Here is an 18,960-nt window from a genome sequence, read left to right on the forward strand (position 1 = left end):
GTCAGAAAGAGCAGGCTAACGATACCATCCAGCGCCCCTCAGGCCGCCAGCCGTTTGCCAAAGCGCAGGCTGGCCAGACCCAGCACGGCCACGCTGAAAATGACGAGCGCCACCAGGTCTACCCAGAGGGTCTCGAGGCCCGCGCCCCGGAGCATTACCCCCCGCGTGCCATCAATCAGATAGCGGGCCGGAATCACCGCTGCCAACCACCTGAACAGCAGGGGCATGCCATCTACGGGGAACACAAACCCCGAAAGAAAGATGGTGGGCAGGATGTAGGCAAAAGTGCCAAACACCGCCTGAATCTGGGTGCGGGCCAGGGTGGAGATCAGCACCCCCACCCCCAGCGAGCCCAGCACGAAGAGCACGATCAGCCCAAAGAGCAGCAGCAGGCTCCCACGCACCGGCACGCCAAACACCCAGTGCCCGATCGAGAGCACCACCAGGCTCACCAGGGTGGCGATCACAAAATAGGGCAGCACCTTGCCCAGCACCACCTCGTAGGGTTTGATGGGGCTGGCCATCAGGGCCTCCATGGTGCGGCCCTCGTTTTCGCGCACGATCGAAAGCGCGGTCAGGAGCACCGTAAAGATGGTCATAATCAGGCCGATGATGCCCGGGATGGTAAACCAGGCGGTTTTGTTGTCGGGGTTGTAGAGGGTGTGCAGGCTGGGGGTGAGGGGCGGGGTGGTGGCGGTTCCGGCCAGCACCTTGCCGGCCAGCAGGCGGCTGTTGACGTCTCCCAGCACCTTGCGCAGGGCGGCCTGGGCCTGGAAGGCAAAGTTGGGGTCGGCGCCATCCACAAACACCTCGAGCTGTACGGCTTTATCCTGCCGCACGGCTTGCAGGGCGCCCGAAGGAATCACCAGGCCGACCCGGGCCTGGTTTTTCTGGATGGCCTGCGGCACCTCCGCCGGGTTTTGTGCGATGTGGGTGAGGGTAAAGCGGTTTTCCTTTTGCAGCTCTTGCAGCAGGTACTGGCTGATGCGATCCTGCGAGCCATCGTAGACGGCCAGGCGGATGCCCGAGAGGGTGAAGTTGATGGCGTAGCCGAACAGCAGGGTCATGACGATGGGCAGCCCCACAATAAGCCGGGACAGCACGTGATCGCGGCGGATCTGGGTGAACTCCTTTTGCGCCAGGGCCAGGATGCGGCTCATGCGGCACCCCCTTGACGGCGGGTCAGGATGATGAAGACGTCCTCGAGGTTGGGGTATACGGTCTGGAGGGGCAGGCTGAGGGAGGCCTGCTGCTCCAGAATCAGCCGCACCCCGCGCCCGCTGGGCCAGGCGTCCAGCACCCCCGGCAGGGCCCGGATGCGCTGGAGGGGCAGGTCGGTCTCGCAGTAGGCCACCCTGGCTTGCTGCAGCGCGAGCTGCTCGAGCTCGTGGGGGGTGCCCTGGGCCACCACCTGACCGCCAAAGAGCAGGGCCAGCCGGTGGCAGCGCTCGGCCTCGTCCATGTAGTGGGTGGTGACCAGCACCACTGCCCCTCGAGCGGCTTCCTGGTGAATCAAGTCCCAGATGATGCGGCGCGAGACCGGGTCGAGGCCGGTGGTGGGCTCGTCCAAAAACACCACCCTGGGCCCGTGCACCACCGCCTGGGCCAGGGCCAGCCGCTGCCGCCAGCCCCCGGAGAGGGCCCCGGCAAGCCGATGAGCAAAGTCCTGCAAGCCAAAGCGCTGCAAGGTGGTTTCGACGGCTTGTGGTACAGCCTGCGCTTTCAGGTAGAGCCGGGCGCGGAACTCCAGGTTTTCCCGCACCGTGAGGTCGCGGTAGACGCTGGCCTCCTGGGTGGCGTAGCCGATGGCGGCCTTGACCTGCTCGGGGAAGCGGGTTACATCCAGTCCGGCCACCTGGGCCTGGCCGGCGCTGGGCAGCAGAACCCCGCTCAGGATGCGAATCAGGGTGGTTTTGCCCGCACCGTTGGGCCCCAGCAGGCCAAACACCTCGCCGGGGCGAACCTCCAGGCTTACATTGTTAAGGGCCACCAGAGGGCCAAACCGCCTCGAGATCTGCGTAACGCTAATCACCTTGCCTCCCTTTCAGAAAACCCCGCACATGGGCCTGTAAATCGAACGCCGGGCGGAGGGCCAGGGCCCCCAGAAGCACCCCCCGGGCAAAAAGCGGCCCCAGCAAGGCGACGGCCACCTGAGAAGGGGCTTCATCAGCACGCAACAGGCCCTGTTTTTGCAGCTCGGCAAAATACTCAAAAACCGCCGACATGGCCTTTTGCAAACCCAGTGGCCCGGTTTCACCGCGCAGCTCGGGGTGGCGGGCCAGCTCGGGCAGGAGCCGAACCAGAAGCCCCTGGTTGGCCTCGAGCATCTGCGCGTACCCCTGGGCCAGGTGCAGCAGGCTGTCTTCCAGCGAAGACGCGCTCATCTGACCGTGGGATGGGCGGGGCAGGATCAGCTCTACCGGTGGGCGGAGCTTCTGTACCGCTGCTTGCAGCAGGGCTTTTTTGCTGCCAAACTGCCTGAACAGCGTGACCTCGGAGACCCCGGCCCTGGCCGCGATTTCGCGGGTGGTGGTGCCTTTGTAGCCTTTCTCGGCTAGAAGCTCCAACCCCGCGCGCATCAGGGCGGTGCGGGTGGAGTCGGCCTCGTCGAAACTTGAAAGTAAGTACATACTTACATAGTAAACCTCGAGCCCCGCCTGGGCAAGCCCTGCCCAGGGCCATTGGTAATAAACCTTTGCCGCTTTTGCCGGAGGATGTCAGAATAGGTGCGCTATGGCGAATCTCAAGAACCTACCGGTTGGGAAAAAAGCCCCTGAAATTGTCCACATGGTCATCGAAGTGCCGCGCGGCTCTTCCAACAAGTACGAGTACGACCCCGACCTCGAGGCCGTCAAACTTGACCGGGTGCTGCCCACCGCCCAGTTCTACCCCGGCGACTACGGCTTCATCCCCTCCACCCTGGCCGAGGACGGCGACCCCCTGGATGGCATCATCCTTTCCACCCACCCCCTCTTGCCGGGCGTGGTGGTGGATGTGCGGATTGTGGGCATGGTGGACATGCAAGACGAAAAAGGCGGCGACGCCAAGATCATCGGGGTGGTGGCCGAAGACCCCCGCTGGGATCACATCCAGGATCTGAGCGACGTGCCCACCGCCTACAAACAGGAGATCCAGAACTTCTTCGAGACCTACAAGGCCCTGGAAGCCCACAAGGGCAAGTGGGTCAAGGTGGCGGGCTGGAAGGACAAGGCCGGGGCGGTGGCCGAGGTCAAGGCCTGCATCGAGCGCTTCCAGCAGACCAAGGGCCACTAGCCTGGTTTTTGAAGACAACCGGGCGCAAACAGGGTCGGGTTAGCCGCGGTTGGGTTTGCTTGACCGGTTTGCGCATTTGTGGTTATGTAATCAAACGAGCTTGCTTATGGCCTTGCAACAGCGAATAGAATCCTTGCTGAGAGCGCTGGGGGTGCCCGACCTGAATGTCGAGGTACCTTCTGTGGCCGACGAAGAGGGCTTTCTCGAGGCCCTCGAGGCGGCCATTACCAGCTTTGTGGAGGATGGCGAGGACGACCAAAGCCCCCTGGGCCTGATCGAGGCCGATCCTTCGGCCTACGACCTCTCCGACGAACCCGATCACGAGGAGCTGCAAAATGCTGTGCGGGACTTCATGAATGCGGGCGATTCCCAGCTCACCCTGATCACCCCCGAAAGCCCCATACAGCCCGATGGCGGCGAGAACCCCAGCAAGTTCTGGGTGTTTCTGCTCCAGATGCCCTCGCTCTCCGAACACCGCTGGTGGGCCATTGTGGACAAGAATGGCCGCCACGATACCTACAACTACGGGGTCATCTAAGTACCCTACCACTGATTGTTCTCATTCTGGGGCGCTTAGCCGCCAATGCCCACCATCACCCGCTCGCGCAGGGTGGGCAGGGTGTTGCCGAAGGCCGGTTTGCGGTCGGTGGCCAGCAGGATGGCGTCTACCAGGGCCTCAACAGGGTTCTCGGCCTCGAAGGCCCAGGCAATGTCCATCTCCAGGTCGGTTAGCAAGCAGGGCCGGATTTTTTTGTCGGCGGTCAGGCGCAGGCGGGAGCACTTGGAGCAAAAAGGCTCGGTAACCGGGTTGATAAAGCCCACCGTACCCACCGCGCCGGGGATGTGATAAACCCGCGCGGGGGCGGTGGGATCGTGGTCTACGCGCTCGAGGGGGCCAAAGTGGGCCTCGATTCTGGCGCGGGTCTCGGCCCCGCTGATAAAGCGGGCGTGGTAGAGCTCGGGGTTGGAGTTGTCGAGGTGCATGTACTCCAGGAAGCGCACCTCGAGGGGTTTGTCCAGCGAGAGTGCGGCCAGCGGAATTACCTCCTGTTCATTCATGCCCCGGATCATCACCGCGTTGATTTTGACCGGGTGCATGCCCAGCTCCCAGGCGGTTTCGATGGCCTCCCAGACCTTCTCGACCTGCCCACCCCGGGTCATGCTGCGGAAGACCTCGGGGGTCACCGCGTCCATCGAGAGGTTAATCCGTTTGAGCCCAGCGCTTAGAAGCTCCCTGGCCTTGCGCTTGAACAGGAGGCCGTTGGTGGTGATGGCGATGTCGGGGATGCCCAGCTCGCTGGCTGCTGCAATCATCTGGGGCAGCTCTTTGCGCACCAGCGGCTCGCCGCCGGTAAAGCGCACCGATTCCAGCCCCAGTAGCTGCATGGCCCGCAAAAAGTGGCGGGTGTCCTCGACCGAGATGGTGCCGGGGGGTTCCGACTGTTCCCAGCCCAGCGGATGGCAGTACAGGCAGTGCAGGTTGCAGCGCGGCGTGACCGAAAGCCGCAGGTCTTTGATGATGCGCCCGTATTGGTCGGTTAGTTTCACGCTGGCCACCCCGTGTTGCACATTCTAGCAACACGGGGGGTCTGAGGCGCAAGGCGGGTTACAAATACCCCCGCCACATTCCCTCGAGCCACACCCGCCTAAACTGAAACCATGAAGACGGTGGTGCTGTTCGATGGCGTTTGCAACCTTTGCCACCGCAGCGTGCAGTTCATTCTGCGCCACGACCGGGCCCAGCGCTTTGTGTTTGCCTCCCAGCAGTCCGAGGTTGGGCAGCAACTGCTTCGCCAATACGGTGTCCCGACCGAGGCGGCCCTGGCCGATAGCCTGGTGGTTATCGAGGGGGCGCGGGTCTGGCTGGAATCGGACGCCGCCCTGCACATCCTCTACCGGCTGGGGGGGGTGTGGCGCATAGCGGCTGTGCTGCGGTGGGCGCCCAAGGGGTTGCGGGACTGGGTTTATCGGTTGATCGCCAAAAACCGCTACCGTCTTTTTGGGCGGCTCGAGCGCTGTATGGTGCCAACCCCCGAACTCAAGAGGCGCTTTTTAGATGCTTTGTAAGTGGCGCTTGTCTAAATGGAATAACGAGCGGCTTGGGGTTAGGCTAGAGGCATGGCGGAGTCTAAGCGCTTTGGAATGGCTTTGGGCGGCGGGGGGGCTCGAGGGTATGCCCACATTGGGGTCTTGCGGGTGCTGGAGCGCGAAGGCTTCCGCCCCAGCGTGGTGGTCGGAACCAGCATGGGCAGCATCATGGCGGCCTTTTTCGCCGCAGGTCACTCGGCCAATCGGGTACAGGAGATCCTGTCCCAGATGTCTTTTTGGCGCTTTTTGGACTTGAACCCCCTGAGCGATATGCTCAACTTCAGCGAGCTGGTGCGCTTTTTGGAGCCGCACCTACCCCGCCAGATAGAAGATTTTCCTATTCCGCTGGGCATCACCGCCACCGATCTGGTTACCGGAACCGAGGTGTATTTTCGCCAGGGCGATGTGTTCCAGGCCATTCGGGCTTCGATTGCCTACCCAGGGGTGATCAGCCCCATCTGGGTGGGGGAGCAACTGCTGGCTGACGGCGGCATTCTGAACCAGATTCCGGTGGATCTGGCCCGCTTTTTGGGGGCCGAGCGGGTGATTGCGGTGGATGTGACCCCGCTGGAGGTGCTGCGCGAGCACCCGCAGAAAAAAACCTGGTGGCAGCAGATTTTCCGCCGGGGCACGGATACCAATCCGATCCAAAACGTGTATCGCTCGGTGGAGATTATGCAGATTCGGCTGGCCGAGGTAAAGCTGGCGGTCTCGCGCCCCGACCTGATTTTGCGACCCAGCCTCGAGGGCATCGGGCTTTTTAGCTTCCAGCAGCTCGAGCAGGCCATCCAGGACGGCGAGGCGGCCGCCGAAGGGAAGCTCGAGGAAATCCGCCAACTGCTGGTTATGGAGTCGAACTGAGCTCCGCGAGGCTGCCCACGCCCTCTTGCTCCATTCTTTGCAGCAGCCCTTTGCACAGCTTTTTCACCATCAAGGGCCCCTCGTAGACCAGGCCGGTATACACCTGTACCAGGGTGGCCCCGTTCTCCAGCCGTTGCCACACGTCCTCCGGGCTGAAAATGCCCCCCACCGAGACGATGGGCAGGCGGCCTTGTAGCTGTGCGTGCAAGTATTTGAGCACCTCGAGCGAGCGCCCCCGCAAGGGCCTGCCCGAGAGGCCGCCGTCTTCGTCTATGGGGGTTTGCAGGCCGGTGCGGGCGGTGGTGGTGTTGGTGGCGATCAGGCCCGCGAGCCGGTAATCTTCCACCAGGCTCAGAATCTCGTCAATCTGCTCCCAGGTCAGGTCGGGGGCAATTTTGAGCAGCAGGGGCTTCCGGCCCTGCACAAAACCGGTAAGCGCGGCCAGCAGCTCTTCCAGCCGCGCTTTGTCCTGTAAGGCCCGGAGGCCCGGCGTGTTGGGGGAGCTTACGTTGATGACAAAGTAGTCGCCATAGGGCCAGAGGCGGGAAAGGCTTTGCAGGTAGTCCTGGGGGGCTTCCTTCAGGGGGGTGACCCTGGACTTGCCCAGGTTGATGCCCAGCGGCACCGGGGGCCGGCCAAAGGTTTGTTGCAAGCGTTCTAGTCTTTGAGCGATGGCCTCGGCCCCCTCGTTGTTGAAGCCCATGCGGTTGATTAGCGCCTGATCCTGGGGCAGCCGAAATAGGCGGGGCCTGGGATTGCCCGGCTGGGGCAGGGCTGTAACCGAGCCAATCTCCACGTGCCCGAAGCCCAGGGCGGCCCAGCTTCGCACAGCCACCGCGTTTTTATCGAAACCCGCCGCCAGGCCGATGGGGTTGGGGAAGCGCAGGCCAAACGCCGCGACCTCGAGGCGTGGGTCGCGCAGGCTGAAGAACTGGCGGATGAGCTCGAGGCTGGGCCCCCGCTGCCCCAGCCAGGCCAGGCCGTGCATCACCCGCTCGTGGATGGTCTCGGGGTCTTGGCGGAACAGCCAGGGTTTGAGCAGCTCGTACACCGGAAAAGGATAGCAGGGGGCAGGGAGGGCGGGAAGGGTTTCTAGCGGTACTGGGCCAGCAAGTGCTTGGCGATGATCACCTTCAACACCTCGCTGGTGCCCTCCCCGATGCGGGTCAGGCGGGCGTCGCGCCAGTAGCGCTCGACCGGGTACTCCTTGATGTAGCCATAGCCGCCTAGAATCTGGATGGCCTCGTCGCAGGCCTGCACCGCCACCTCCGAGGCGAAGAGCTTGGCCTGGGCCGCAGCCGGGCCGAAGGGCTTACCGGCGTCGCGCAGTTCGGCGGCCTTCAAGTACAAGAGCCGGGCGGCTTCTAGCTGCGTAGCCATATCGGCCAGCTTGTGTGAGACTGCCTGGAACTCGGCGATGGGCCTGCCAAACTGTTCGCGCTCGAGGGCGTACTTGGTAGCAAACTCCAGAGCGGCCCGCCCCAGCCCCACCGCCATGGCAGCGATGCCGATGCGCCCGCCTTCCAGCACCCTCATCACATCGTAGAAGCCCCTGCCCCGCTCACCCAGCAGGGCCTCTTTGGGCAAGGTAATATCCTCAAAGATTATCTGCGCGGTGTCTGAAGCGTTAAGCCCTAGCTTCCGCTCCTTGCGCCCAATCCGCAAGCCTGGAATGGGGGCCTCGAACACCAGCGCCGAGAGCCCCAGATGCTTTTTCTCCTCGCTGGGGGCGGCATCGGTGCGGGCGTTGACCACATACACCCCGGCCACCGACCCCTGGGTGATGAACTGCTTGGTACCGTTCAGCACCCAGCTCGAGCCGGTGTCTTCGGCTTTGGTGCGCATGGCCGCGGCGTCCGAGCCGCTGCCTGGCTCGGTGAGGCCCCAGGCCCCCAGCACCTCGGCGGAAGCCAGCCGGGGCAGGAATTGCCGCTTCTGCTGCTCGTTGCCGGCAATCAGGATATGGCCGGTACACAGGCTGTTGTGCGAGGCCACGGTAAGCGCCAGCGAACCATCTACCGCTGCAATTTCTTCGATAATGCGGGCAAAAACGCGCGTGGATAGCCCCGCCCCGCCGTACTGCTCGGGTACCTGGGCTCCCATCACACCCATCTCGCCCAGCTTCTTCACGATTTCAAACGGAAAGGCGCCGGTCTCGTCGCGCTCGGCGGCGGTGGGGGCCACCTCGGCCTGCAAAAAATCCCGCAGCGTACCGATAATCTGGCGTTCCTCGCTATCAAGCTCAAACCATAAGTCCCTGGGGCGATCGGCAATCATTTTGCGTTCCTCCGTGGTTCAAATATATCACTTTTTACATTTGGTGTTGCAAATACGTTACATTTGGAGCCGCCAGGCCCCTCACAGCACCCGGCTTTGCGACGAAGCAGACCGGGGATGGTATAGTGAGGTATCGTGAATCCCCAACAGCTTTAGTACACCTGAGCTATGGGATTGCGTATCGTTTTGGAGGAACGCTTGAATGGAGCTTGAAGCCGGTGCAATCGTAGAAGGTCGTGTTACGCGAATTATGGAGTTCGGGGCTTTTGTGGAGTTTCCCAACGGCGAGTCGGGTCTGGTGCATATCTCGCAGGTGGCCCACGAGTTCGTCAAGAACATCCGCGACCATTTGAATGAAGGGGATGTGGTCTCGGTGCTGGTTTTGGGGCGCGACGAGAAGGGCCGCCTGGATCTTTCCATCAAGGAGCTGACCCCAGCCCCAGTGGAGCCCCCCCGGCCCAAGCGCTTGCCCCGCCAGGCCCCCGATTTTGAGAACAAACTCAAAAGCTTTTTGCGTGGCTCGGGAGGTTTTGGTGGCGGTAAAAAGCCCGGCGGCAAGGGAGGACGCAAACGCCGCTAGGTGTTGTCCGTAAGAAATTGCCCAAAGCTGGCCGCTCCAGGGCGTTGCTCTGGAGCGGTTGCTTGCTGTGGGGCTGACCAGGGCCACCCCACCCTTTTGCTTATACTTGCGGCAGGTAGATGTTAGCCTGAGCGCCCACAAATAAACGTTGCTGAAGAAAGCACAGGATCTACTCCTGCACGTCATCCCAGCTCATGCCCATGATGCTGTAGCCCGCGTCCACGTAGACGGTCTGGCCGGTGGTGCCGCTGGATAGGGGGGAGAGCAGGTACAGGCCCAGGTTGCCCACTTCCTCGTGGGTAATCATGCGCCCCAGGGGGGCTGTGGCGTTGTACTTGGCCACCATCTTGCGGAAGCCGGGGATGCTCATGGCCGCCACGGTGCGAATAGCCCCGGCGCTGATGGCGTTGACCCGGATGTTTTTCTTGCCCAGCTCATAGGCCAGGTAGCGCACGCTGGCTTCCAGGGCAGCCTTGGCAATGCCCATCACGTTGTACCGGGGCACCACCTTTTCGGAGGCGTAGTAGGTCAGGGTGACCAGGCTACCCCCCTCGCGGAGCAGCGGCTCGGCTTCGCGGGCCACAGCGACCAGCGAGTAGGCCGAGACCTGCAGGGCGGTATTCCAGTCGGCGGCGGTGGTGTCGATGAAGCGTCCTTCCATGGCGGCGCGGGGGGCAAAGGCGATGGAGTGCACCAGATAGTCGAGGCCGCCCCAGGCCTGCCCCAGGTCGGCGAACATGGCCTTGAGGGCGGCTTCGTCGGTGACATCCACCTGGTACAAGCGCTGGTTTGGACGACCCGCGGTGAGTTTTTCCAGCTTTTCCCGCAGCCGCTCGCCCTGGTAGCTGAAGGCCACCTCGGCCCCAGCGGCATACAGCTTTTCGGCGATAGCCCAGCCCAGGCTATGCTCGTTGGTTACGCCCATGACCAGGGCTTTTTTACCGGACAGATCAATCGGAACCATAACCCCCGTATCTTACTCGCACCTGCTCGAGGGTAGGCAAATTCATTTAGGGAAAGTGAGCGGCCGGGTCTCTGAGCCAACCCTCATTGAAATGCTTTATAATGTACCTAGAACACACTGTTGAGTACATGGCCCGCAACGGGACATAATTCTCTACTCCAATCCAACCCGTTCGGCTATAAACACCTTCGAGACCAGGTTTTGTAGCAGTGAGGGGGTGTAGAGTTATGCAGGCGCTTCAACAAGGATTGGTGGCGAGGGGAGGTATTCAGTGCGAGTGGGTTCCGGGCACCATGAACCAGGTCAGGGTGTATCTGCCGGATCACCAAGTGCAGATCTCGCTCGAGCGTTTGCAGCAGATTGCTGGCATAGATGCGGTGCATGAGCTTTACTTGAAGGGCCTGGTCTGCCTGCCCTGCACCAGCAGTCTGTGCGAGGCCTTTGATAAGGCCTAGCATCAAGCACTGGAGGCAAAAAGCCATTTGTTATCGGGGGGCTTGTTTTTTGTAGAATGCTCCCATGTCTTCCGCACAGGAGATGCTGTCTCGCTTCGGCGATGCGGATCGCTGCCTGCGGCATCTGGAACGTTCACGGCAGGAGCTTTTGCAATTGGTGGAGGGCCTCACCGACGGGGTCTTGTTGGGGCGGCCTGGGCCAGAGGTTTGGAGTCCCGCCGAGGTGCTCGAGCACCTGGCGCTGGTGGAGGAGTCGGCGGGAAAAATTATCCGGCGGCTGCGCAAGGTTGCCCTGGGCGAGGCCGAGCCCTTCCCACCGCCGCCGCCCGGTCGAACCCGGCCCGACGGCCGCTTCCTGGCCCCGCCCCCGATGGAGCCCAAAGGGGGGTTGACCCGCGCACAATTGCTAGAACGCCTGGAGGCAGTGCGCCAACGCCTGCTGCTCGAGGTGGCCGAAAGTGGGGAGCGTCTGCCCCGGCCCCCCACCTATGCCCACCCCTTTTTCGGTGAGCTGACCGCCCTCGGCTGGCTACAAACCCTGGCCTACCACGAGCGGCATCACCTGCAGCAGCTCCGCCAACGGTTGAGCCGCCTTGCACCGTGAGATATAAAAGACTTATGGGCGGCGTATAATAGTAGCAAAGGCCTATGTACCTGCTCGCAACTGCTAGGCTCTGACTAAGGAGGGAGCTATGATTCCCAACGTAGGCAGCACAGATCGGCTTGTTCGCTACATCCTGGCGGCGGTGTTTTTCCTGATCGCTTTTTTCGGTAGTGGCGGCGTCTGGGCCTGGGTGTTTGGGCTGCTGGGGGTGGTCATGGTGGTAACCGCTACCCTCAATTTCTGCCCCATCTGGGCGGCATTCAAGATTAATACTCGAGGGAAAGCCTCTTAATTTCTCGCTTCCCCGCTCCGGTCGCGAAGGCCGGGGTTTTTGTTTGTTACGGTTTTGATTGGCGGTAGGGGCTCGTTTCGGATACAGTTTGCCTGGAGGATATATGGAGCCATTTTTGCGCATAGGGGTTTCATCGCTTGTCTTGGCTGGGTTGTTTTCGTACACGCACGGGCTTCTATCTTTCAGTACGTCCTCTGAATGCGATCTGCCTTATACCCCGATCTATAAAATTCAGGGCAGCGGCATGTCGGCAGCCATCACCGGCGATGTGGCAACCAAAGGCGTGGTGGTGGGGGATTACGAAGGCCCCACCCCGGCCCTGCGGGGCTTCTACATCCACGACCCCAGCGGTGACGGGGATGTGAACACCTCCGACGGCATCTTTGTGTTCAACGCTAACAACGACAGCGTGCGCCTGGGCGAGGTGGTGCGGGTGGTGGGAACCGCGGGTGAGTTCCAGGATCAGACCCAGATCAGCGCGGCCTCCATTACCAGGTGCGGAACCGGTACCGTAACGCCTACCGACGTGACCCTGCCCTTCGCCTCTGCCACCGAGGCCGAGCGCTACGAGGGCATGCTGGTGCGGCTGCCCCAGACCCTTTATGTAACCGAGCACTTCCAGCTTGGGCGCTTTGGCCAGGTGGTGCTTTCGTCGGGCGGGCGGCTGAAGCAGCCCACCCACGCGACCACCCCCGGCGCGGCGGCCAACGCCCTGCAGGCCCGGAACAACCTCAACCGCATCATTCTGGACGATGCCCTGCAAAACCAGAACCCCGACCCCATCCTGTTTGGGCGAAACGGCCAGCCCCTGAGCGCCAGCAACACCCTGCGCGGCGGCGACACCGCGACCGGCATCGTGGGGGTGATGACCTACACCTGGGCTGGCAACGCGGCCAGCGGAAACGCTTACCGGGTGCGGCCCATGGGGGCTCTGAACGGGTATGTCAATTTCGTGGCGGCCAACCCACGCCCGGCCACCCCGCCTGCGGTGGGCGGCACGCTGCGGGTGGTGGGGTTCAACCTGCTCAATTTCTTCAACACCTTTGATGGTCTGCCGGATACGGTAGACAACTGCACCTACGGGCTGGGTGGGGCCCCCGCCGACTGCCGCGGCGCTGATACCCCGGCCGAATTTGACCGCCAGTGGCCCAAGACGGTGGCGGCCATCCTGGCTATGAACCCGGATGTGCTGGGGCTGAACGAACTCGAGAACGACGGGTACGGCCCCGATAGCGCCATCGCCTTTTTGGTGAACAAACTCAACGAAGCCACCGCGCCGGGTACCTATGCCTTTATTGATGCGGACGCGGCCACGGGTCAGGTGAACGCCCTGGGCACCGACGCCATCAAGGTGGGGCTGATTTACAAGCCGGCCCGCGTGACCCCGGTGGGCCAGACCGCGGTGCTCAACACCCCAGCGTTTGTCAACGGCGGCGACAGCGCGCCGCGCAACCGGGCCTCGCTGGCCCAGGCCTTCCGGCAGAACGACAATGGGGCCATCTTTATCGTGAACGTGAACCACCTCAAGAGCAAGGGCTCGCCCTGCGACCTGCCCGACCAGGGCGACGGCCAGGGCAACTGTAATGCGGTGCGCACCAGGGCCGTTCAGCAACTGGTGGCCTGGCTGGCCACCCACCCCACCGGCATTGCCGACCCAGACATCCTCTTGATTGGCGATTACAACTCTTATGCCCAGGAGGATCCCATTGCCACGCTCAAGAAGGCCGGCTTTATCAACCTGCTCGAGGCCCGCCTGGGCCCCGATGCCTACTCCTATGTGTTCGATGGGCAGTGGGGCTACCTGGACTACGCGCTGGCCTCGGCCTCGCTGAACGCCCAGGTGTCGGGGGTGGCCGAGTACCACATCAACGCCGACGAACCCAATGTCCTCGACTACAACACCAACTTCAAAACCCCCAACCTGCAGGTCCTGCTCTACGCCCCCGATCAGTACCGCACCTCCGACCACGACCCGGTGGTGGTGGGGCTGAATCTTAGGGGAGAACCACAGCCCCCGGCCAGACCGTAGGGCCGGGGTTACATAACAAGAGCCTCCTGGGTGCGGCCCGTCGAATCCGGTATCATACGCATTTCGGTAGTATCGTTCACTTTGACAAGCCTAAACGATACTACCGAAATGCTTTTCTACTCCCTTCGGTCGGCTTGAATCCTTCACCTCTGCCTACGCAGGGCGGTGAAGGATTCAAGCAAAAACGGTATCAGAGTGTGTCGAGGCGGGCCCGCAGGTGTTGGGCGCGCTCAAATAGCGGCGTGGCCTGGGGGTTGGCTTGCTCAAACTGCAGGATGGTCATGGGGTGGATGTGGTGCTCGTCGGGATTGCCAAACAGGGAGTTGAGCAGTTCGAACTCCTCCTGTGAGCGCAGCGAGGCGTCCTCGCGGAACATGTTGAGATAGGCCCAGGCGAACTGCTGCTCGCTGATTGCTCCGCTCAGGTAGGCGTCCAGAAGCCGCTTGTAGGGCTCGAGGTTGCTTCTACCCCCTTCTTGTGCGGGTTCGACTTTTACATCCGGGAGGTGTTGCTGGAAGAGGGCCTCGAGGTTTTCCAGGGTGATCTCCCAGTTGTTCAGCTCGAAGAGCGGCTGGCCGTTGCGGAACAGAATAATTTGCGGGGAGTGGTGCACAATGCCGGTGCGCTCGGCCACCCGGTTCGAGGCTGGGCGGTGCTCCACCACCTTGATGATGCCCACCGGAATTTCGGGCCGCTCGCGCAGCATTTTTTCGACGTTGCCCCAGCCCTGCATGGTCTTGTGGCAGGTGCCGGCCTTGAAGATGGCCGTGATGGGTTTGCTGTCGATAAAAGCGTCGGCCTCTTCGGGGGTGGTGATGGCGAACATGCGCTCTCTCATGGATTTGAGTCTAACCCTCGAGGCTGCCCACAACCGTCAGCCGGAACACTTCCCCTAAGGCCGGGCATACCAGAGCAGTTCGTGTTGTATGGGCCCTTCATAACCTGCTAGGTGGAAGGTTTCGCTGGCTAGCCGGGAGCTAAAGCGATCCATAAAGTTGAGCACCGAGAGGGCCTGGGTGCGGTGCTGGGCCATGGCCCGCAGCTTTTGCAGCAGCACCTCCATGGGCAGGTGGCGCACATGGTTGGGGGGCAGCCAGCCCTCCAGGTACTCCGGCAGCGGCTGCGGGGAAGCGTAGAAGAATAGCTTGATCTTCTGTCCGGACTTTTCTACGGCCTTCACCACAAACCGATGGGTGGCGACGTGGTCGGGGTGGCGGTTGGAGCCATTGGGGCCAAAGGTAATGATGGCCCTGGGGCGCAGCACCTCCAAACGCCACAGCAGCAAATCGACAATTTCGGGGTGATCGGCCACGCCCTGCGGGGTGGAAAAACCGTGGCCCCTGGCTTCGCCGTCCACCGGGTTGTTGGGCAGACCATTGGGAAAATCGTAGAGCTCGAGGTGGCCCAGTTTGAGAATTTGCGCCGCCCGCTGTAGCTCCTGGGCTCGCAGTTCACCCAACTCCTCCGGCCTGCACAGCCCCAGGGTTCGCCCGGCCTCGCCTTTGGTAAGGGTGATCAGGCCGGTCTCCAGCCCCCAGTCGGCGTATTGAATGAGCGTTCCGCCTGCGCCGAACACCTCGTCGTCGGGGTGAGGCACCACCACCAGCAAGTCCATGGGCTCTATCATGGCCCACCTACACGGCCCGCGCAACCGCAGCGCTCAGAGCTCGAGCAGATACAGGTTGACCCGCCCGCCCCGGTCGGAAGCATAGAGAATGCGCTTCCCGTCCCAGCTCCAGGTGGGGTGGCAGTGGCTGGCCTGGGTGTGCCAGGAGGTGCCGTGCTCGCACAGCACCTCGAGCCGGGCCTGCTCCCCGGAGATATCGATGAGCACCAGGTTGTCGGCATCATCGCCCACCAGCAGGGTGTTGGAGGGGTTGGCGTGGTAATGGTTGCAGTAAAAAGGCATCTCGATCCGGCGTACCAGCCGCCCTTCGCGATCCATCAGGCCCACATATGGACGGAAGTTGTCTGGAGAGGGGGATTGCACCACCGCCTGGGTCTTGGCGGAGGTGATGGTGCCGTCGTGGCCGGGGCCGCGGTTATCGAAGAAAATCAGCCCATCCTGGGTCCAGAACTCGTGGCCGACCGAGTCCTGCTCATCCTGGCGAAAGATGGGTTTTACTTGCCGGGCGGCCAGGTCGAGCAGCCAGATGCGCTGGGTTACCAGGTTCCAGGGGCCTTCGTGGCAAAACATAGCCAGGGTGGGATCGTCCGGTGCGAACTGGAAATGCCCCAGCCAGTGGGTGTCGCAGTGGACGTCGAACCAGCTCGAGCCATCGGTGCGGGCCAGGGTGATGCGCCCATCCTTGATCTGATAGAAACTCTCCTTAAAGCCCCCGTAGTTGACGTTGGTGTTGACGGCCTTAACCCGTTCGTTGCGGGCAAACCCCACATACCGGCGGTTGGGGCTGATCGAAGGGGAGTAGAGGTTGTAGTCCCCTTTGTCTTCGTAAAGCACGGTGGTTTTCCCGGTGCGGGTGTTCAAAAGCTTAACCTTTCCGGCCGTCAGGTAGGCGATCAGCTCGCTGTCGGGGGTTTTGGTGACACTGCCAACCGGCTGGTCTTCGTCGGTAAGCTGGGTGATCTCGCCGGTCAGGTAGTTCAGGCGAAAGAGGTTGTAGTGCGGGTTTTCGTGTGGGGCGCGCTCCTGCTTGGCGGCCCGGTCTGAGCGGAAGATGATCTCGGGCCGGGTGAGGTCGAAGGCGTTTTCGGTGAAGTAGAGGTGTACGTTGTTCCCTCGGTCGGTGAGCTGGGTGATGAGCCGACCGGTTCGAGGGTCGCGGAACTGGCGCATGGTGTCTCCTTGCATCAGGGCTGCACGGTTAGGGGCCGATCCTCCAGGGTGCCGGCTACTCCGGATGGGCGGTGGGGCCATCGAGCAGATCTTCGCGCAGAGGGGAGAACACATCGAGCAGTTCCCCCGCCTCCAGCGCCTCGGCGCCGTGCTCGAGGCCGCCGGGGATGAGCAGGCTTTCACCCGCAACCACCTCCCGCGCCTCCTGGCCCAGCCAGAAGCGGAAGCGTCCGCTCAGAACCTGGGTAAGCTGCTCGTGTGGGTGGGTGTGCGCGGTGCCTGCTGCGCCTTTAGCAAAACGAACCCGCACCGCCATCATGCGCTGGCCTAAAGCCACCAGCCGGCGTTCGATGCCTGGTTCCACGGCTTCCCAATCTCCGTTCAACTGCATGTACACTCCTCAAGCAAGATCAGATAGTTCCAGTGGCCAGGGTCTGGGGGGTATAGCGCCCCGGTAGGCCAGTTTGGCCGCGGCCAGGCGGTTGGCCTGGAGGGCTGCCTCGAGGGGGTTCCACCCTTGCAACAAACCGTGTAGGAAGGCGCCGTTCCAGGCATCCCCGGCCCCCGTGGTGTCGCGAACCTGGTGAGGAGAAGCCGGAGGGACGTGCTGGATTTGACCCTCCCAGCCCAGCCAGGCTCCCTCGGCCCCTGCCTTGAGCCCCACCCGTGGGACGTACTGCAGGAGAACCCGCAAGGCTGTGGGGGCCTCGAGGTGCTCCAGGCCCCACAGGGCCAGGTCGGCGGGCTGGCTCGGCAGCAGCAGGTCTACATAGGGGAGGATTTCTCCCAGGGCTTGCCGGGCGGTCTCCAGCCCCCCGCGCAGGGCCCACAGGCGGGGACGGTAGTTGGGGTCAAAGGCCACCCAGAGACCTGCTGAACGGGCCTGCTCGGCAGCCCGCAGCGTGGCCGCCTGGGCCGAGGGCGAGATGGCCTGGGTGATGCCGGAGAGCAGCAGCATGCGGGCGCCGGCCAGGTAGGCGGGCTGGATGTGTTCGGGGGAGAGCCTCGAGGCGGCGCTGCCCTGGCGTCGGTAGGTGAACTCGCGCTCGCCATTCTCCAGCAGCGAGATGAAGTACACCCCGTTCTCCCCCTCGACCAGGGGGGCCAGGGCTGTGTCAACGCCCTCGGCCTGCCAGGCCTGGAGCAGCCCCGGGCCAAAGGGATCGTTGCCCACCAGGGTGATGAAGCCGGTGGCACTGCCCAGCCGGGCCGCGGCCACCAGCGCGTTGAGCACATCCCCCCCAAACGACCGGGTAAAGGTGCGGGCCTGGCCCAGGGGCTCGTCGGTAAAGAACTCCACCATGCACTCGCCCAGGCCAACCAGATCGAGCGTTTTCATGCAACCCCCGCTTCCGCCAGGGCCTGGCGGGCGGCGGCCTCGACGGCCGCCCAGTCGCCTCGCTCGAGCGCTGCCTTGGGAAAGAGGTTGGAGCCCAGACCCACCGCCCAGACCCCCGCCTGGAGGTAAGCCGGTACTTCGCCGGGCCGGATACCCCCGGTAGCCAGAATCTTCAGATGGGGCAAAGGCCCCAGCAAGTCCTTGATGTAGGCCAGGCCCCCGCTCGAGCCCGCCGGAAAAACCTTGACCATCTGGGCCCCCAGGCCCAGGGCCCGCACAATCTCGCTGGGGGTCAGCACCCCCGGTAGGTAGGGCACACCCGTTTCGCTGGCTAAGGCCAGCAGATCCTCGCCCAGGTGGGGGCTGACCAGAAACTCCGCGCCGGCCTCGAGGGCGGCGCGTCCTTCCTCTGCCGTCATGACCGTACCGGCCCCCAGTCGAACGTGTTCGGGGAGTTGCTGGCGCAGTGTGCGCAGGACCTCGAGGGCGCCGGGGGTGGTAAAGGTAACCTCGAGAACCTGCAAACCGGCCCGCACGGCCGCCAGCGCCGCTTCCACCGCCGCAGTGGATGTGCTGCTGCGCAGAATGCCCACCACCCGGGCCGCGGCCAGGGTCTGCATGAAGTTGGGTTGGCTCACAGGCATCCTCCTACCGGGCCATCCAGCCCCCATCCACCACCAGGACATGCCCGTGGACGTAGTCGGAGGCGGACGAGGCTAGAAAAATGGCCGCGCCTACCAGGTCGGACGGCTGGCCCCAGCGCCCGGCGGGGATGCGCTCGAGGATCTGCCTCGAGCGCTCGGGGTCGGCCCGCAGGGCTGCGGTGTTGTCGGTGGCGATGTAGCCGGGGGCGATGGCATTAACGTTGAGCCCTCTGGCGGCCCACTCGTTGGCCAGGGCTTTGGTGAGCCCGGCCACCGCGTGCTTGGCCGCGGTATAAGAGGGCACCCGGATACCCCCCTGGAACGAGAGCAGCGAGGCGATGTTGATGATCTTGCCCCGGCCCCGTTTCAGCATTCCTTGCCCCGCTGTCTGAGAGAGGCGCCAGACCGCGTTCAGGTTAAGCTCGATTACCTCCTGCCAGTCGGTATCGCTAAAGTGTTCGGCCCACTCCCGCCGGATGATGCCGGCGTTGTTGACCAGGATATCCAGAGGCCCCAGGGCCGCCTCGGTCTCGGCGATGGCTCGAGCCGCCGATTCCGGCTGCATCAGATTGGCCTGCACCAGGTGAAAGCGCCGTCCAGCGGCCTGCACGGCCTGCCGGGTCTGCGCTGCATCGGCGGTATGGGTCACGATCGCCACATCGGCCCCGGCCTGGGCCAGCCCGATGGCGATGGCCTGGCCGATGCCCACGGCCCCGCCAGTGACCAGCGCGACCCGGCCTTCCAGCGAAAACATCTG

23 protein-coding genes are annotated in these 18,960 nt (G+C 63.2%); 9 read left to right on the plus strand and 14 right to left on the minus strand.

Annotated elements, in window-relative coordinates; all coding sequences use genetic code 11:
- Positions 1 to 38: 38 nt before the first annotated feature.
- Genes MRUB_RS01290 through MRUB_RS01300 form a run of 3 tightly spaced genes read right to left on the minus strand, consistent with a single transcriptional unit; the run spans position 39 to position 2,630 of the window.
- The gene (locus tag MRUB_RS01290; protein WP_013012552.1) at positions 39 to 1,160 is read right to left on the minus strand and encodes an ABC transporter permease; all 1,122 of its coding nucleotides are present in this window, start codon (positions 1,158 to 1,160) and stop codon (positions 39 to 41) included.
- Positions 1,157 to 2,032, minus strand: a complete 876-nt coding sequence (ccmA, locus tag MRUB_RS01295; RefSeq protein ID WP_013012553.1) for a heme ABC exporter ATP-binding protein CcmA — start codon at positions 2,030 to 2,032, stop codon at positions 1,157 to 1,159. The genes MRUB_RS01290 and ccmA overlap by 4 nt, the downstream gene beginning before the upstream one ends.
- Positions 2,025 to 2,630 (minus strand): TetR/AcrR family transcriptional regulator, encoded by a 606-nt coding sequence (locus tag MRUB_RS01300; protein ID WP_013012554.1) that lies wholly within the window; start codon positions 2,628 to 2,630, stop codon positions 2,025 to 2,027. The genes ccmA and MRUB_RS01300 overlap by 8 nt, the downstream gene beginning before the upstream one ends.
- A 103-nt stretch (positions 2,631 to 2,733) precedes the next feature.
- Here MRUB_RS01300 and MRUB_RS01305 point away from each other — a divergent pair, with 103 nt between their 5' ends.
- Positions 2,734 to 3,273 carry an inorganic diphosphatase gene (locus tag MRUB_RS01305; protein WP_013012555.1) on the plus strand — a complete coding sequence of 180 codons (540 nt, stop codon included), beginning with the start codon at positions 2,734 to 2,736 and terminating at the stop codon, positions 3,271 to 3,273.
- Positions 3,274 to 3,406: 133 nt separating this feature from the next.
- Entirely contained in the window at positions 3,407 to 3,811 is a 405-nt protein-coding gene (locus MRUB_RS01310) for a hypothetical protein (protein ID WP_015586276.1), read from the plus strand.
- 35 nt (positions 3,812 to 3,846) lie between these two features.
- Here the strand turns inward: MRUB_RS01310 and moaA are convergent, their stop codons facing one another.
- Positions 3,847 to 4,821 carry a GTP 3',8-cyclase MoaA gene (gene moaA / locus MRUB_RS01315; RefSeq protein WP_036199943.1) on the minus strand — a complete coding sequence of 325 codons (975 nt, stop codon included), beginning with the start codon at positions 4,819 to 4,821 and terminating at the stop codon, positions 3,847 to 3,849.
- A 111-nt stretch (positions 4,822 to 4,932) separates the two neighbouring features.
- Between moaA and MRUB_RS01320 the strand changes: the two genes are divergently transcribed.
- Positions 4,933 to 5,340, plus strand: a complete 408-nt coding sequence (locus MRUB_RS01320) for a thiol-disulfide oxidoreductase DCC family protein (protein WP_013012558.1) — start codon at positions 4,933 to 4,935, stop codon at positions 5,338 to 5,340.
- Positions 5,341 to 5,391: 51 nt separating this feature from the next.
- Positions 5,392 to 6,222: a patatin-like phospholipase family protein gene (locus MRUB_RS01325; protein ID WP_013012559.1), complete on the plus strand. Its 831-nt coding sequence runs from the start codon at positions 5,392 to 5,394 to the stop codon at positions 6,220 to 6,222.
- Here MRUB_RS01325 and MRUB_RS01330 read toward each other — a convergent pair.
- Both MRUB_RS01330 and MRUB_RS01335 read right to left on the minus strand, forming a co-directional pair.
- Positions 6,206 to 7,273: a quinone-dependent dihydroorotate dehydrogenase gene (locus MRUB_RS01330; RefSeq protein ID WP_013012560.1), complete on the minus strand. Its 1,068-nt coding sequence runs from the start codon at positions 7,271 to 7,273 to the stop codon at positions 6,206 to 6,208. The genes MRUB_RS01325 and MRUB_RS01330 overlap by 17 nt on opposite strands.
- A gap of 41 nt (positions 7,274 to 7,314) precedes the next feature.
- Positions 7,315 to 8,499, minus strand: a complete 1,185-nt coding sequence (locus MRUB_RS01335) for an acyl-CoA dehydrogenase family protein (protein ID WP_013012561.1) — start codon at positions 8,497 to 8,499, stop codon at positions 7,315 to 7,317.
- Positions 8,500 to 8,701: 202 nt separating this feature from the next.
- On the opposite strand from MRUB_RS01335, the gene MRUB_RS01340 reads away from it, so the two are divergent.
- On the plus strand, positions 8,702 to 9,079 hold the full coding sequence (locus MRUB_RS01340; protein WP_013012562.1) for a S1 RNA-binding domain-containing protein: 378 nt from the start codon (positions 8,702 to 8,704) through the stop codon (positions 9,077 to 9,079).
- Positions 9,080 to 9,248: 169 nt separating this feature from the next.
- Here MRUB_RS01340 and MRUB_RS01345 read toward each other — a convergent pair whose 3' ends face one another.
- Positions 9,249 to 10,043: an enoyl-ACP reductase FabI gene (locus MRUB_RS01345; protein ID WP_013012563.1), complete on the minus strand. Its 795-nt coding sequence runs from the start codon at positions 10,041 to 10,043 to the stop codon at positions 9,249 to 9,251.
- A 227-nt stretch (positions 10,044 to 10,270) separates the two neighbouring features.
- On the opposite strand from MRUB_RS01345, the gene MRUB_RS01350 reads away from it, so the two are divergent.
- The 4 genes from MRUB_RS01350 to MRUB_RS01365 all read left to right on the plus strand — a co-directional run bounded on the left by MRUB_RS01350 (position 10,271) and on the right by MRUB_RS01365 (position 13,423).
- Positions 10,271 to 10,498 carry a hypothetical protein gene (locus MRUB_RS01350; protein WP_013012564.1) on the plus strand — a complete coding sequence of 76 codons (228 nt, stop codon included), beginning with the start codon at positions 10,271 to 10,273 and terminating at the stop codon, positions 10,496 to 10,498.
- Between the two features lie 64 nt (positions 10,499 to 10,562).
- Positions 10,563 to 11,102, plus strand: coding sequence for a DinB family protein (locus tag MRUB_RS01355; RefSeq protein WP_015586280.1), 540 nt, complete (start codon positions 10,563 to 10,565; stop codon positions 11,100 to 11,102).
- A gap of 88 nt (positions 11,103 to 11,190) precedes the next feature.
- Positions 11,191 to 11,394: a YgaP family membrane protein gene (locus MRUB_RS01360; RefSeq protein WP_013012566.1), complete on the plus strand. Its 204-nt coding sequence runs from the start codon at positions 11,191 to 11,193 to the stop codon at positions 11,392 to 11,394.
- A gap of 244 nt (positions 11,395 to 11,638) precedes the next feature.
- The gene (locus MRUB_RS01365) at positions 11,639 to 13,423 is read left to right on the plus strand and encodes an ExeM/NucH family extracellular endonuclease (protein WP_015586281.1); all 1,785 of its coding nucleotides are present in this window, start codon (positions 11,639 to 11,641) and stop codon (positions 13,421 to 13,423) included.
- A gap of 190 nt (positions 13,424 to 13,613) precedes the next feature.
- On the opposite strand, the gene MRUB_RS01370 is transcribed toward MRUB_RS01365, so the two are convergent.
- The 7 genes from MRUB_RS01370 to kduD are packed head-to-tail and all read right to left on the minus strand — an operon-like array spanning position 13,614 to position 18,957.
- The gene (locus MRUB_RS01370; protein WP_015586282.1) at positions 13,614 to 14,261 is read right to left on the minus strand and encodes a monothiol bacilliredoxin BrxC family protein; all 648 of its coding nucleotides are present in this window, start codon (positions 14,259 to 14,261) and stop codon (positions 13,614 to 13,616) included.
- A 54-nt stretch (positions 14,262 to 14,315) separates the two neighbouring features.
- Positions 14,316 to 15,038 carry a PIG-L deacetylase family protein gene (locus tag MRUB_RS01375; RefSeq protein WP_015586283.1) on the minus strand — a complete coding sequence of 241 codons (723 nt, stop codon included), beginning with the start codon at positions 15,036 to 15,038 and terminating at the stop codon, positions 14,316 to 14,318.
- A gap of 45 nt (positions 15,039 to 15,083) precedes the next feature.
- Complete coding sequence (locus MRUB_RS01380; RefSeq protein ID WP_013012570.1) at positions 15,084 to 16,220, minus strand: oligogalacturonate lyase family protein; 1,137 nt, start codon at positions 16,218 to 16,220, stop codon at positions 15,084 to 15,086.
- Between the two features lie 55 nt (positions 16,221 to 16,275).
- Positions 16,276 to 16,611, minus strand: a complete 336-nt coding sequence (locus tag MRUB_RS01385; protein ID WP_013012571.1) for a cupin domain-containing protein — start codon at positions 16,609 to 16,611, stop codon at positions 16,276 to 16,278.
- Between the two features lie 9 nt (positions 16,612 to 16,620).
- Positions 16,621 to 17,559, minus strand: coding sequence for a sugar kinase (locus MRUB_RS01390; protein WP_013012572.1), 939 nt, complete (start codon positions 17,557 to 17,559; stop codon positions 16,621 to 16,623).
- Positions 17,556 to 18,197: a bifunctional 4-hydroxy-2-oxoglutarate aldolase/2-dehydro-3-deoxy-phosphogluconate aldolase gene (locus MRUB_RS01395; protein ID WP_013012573.1), complete on the minus strand. Its 642-nt coding sequence runs from the start codon at positions 18,195 to 18,197 to the stop codon at positions 17,556 to 17,558. Before MRUB_RS01395 ends, MRUB_RS01390 begins: the two co-directional genes overlap by 4 nt.
- Positions 18,198 to 18,207: 10 nt before the next feature.
- Positions 18,208 to 18,957: a 2-dehydro-3-deoxy-D-gluconate 5-dehydrogenase KduD gene (kduD, locus tag MRUB_RS01400; RefSeq protein ID WP_015586285.1), complete on the minus strand. Its 750-nt coding sequence runs from the start codon at positions 18,955 to 18,957 to the stop codon at positions 18,208 to 18,210.
- Positions 18,958 to 18,960 lie beyond the last annotated feature (3 nt).

Origin of the sequence: Meiothermus ruber DSM 1279, assembly GCF_000024425.1 — a bacterium.
In the GTDB taxonomy this organism is placed as follows: Bacteria; Deinococcota; Deinococci; order Deinococcales; family Thermaceae; genus Meiothermus; species Meiothermus ruber.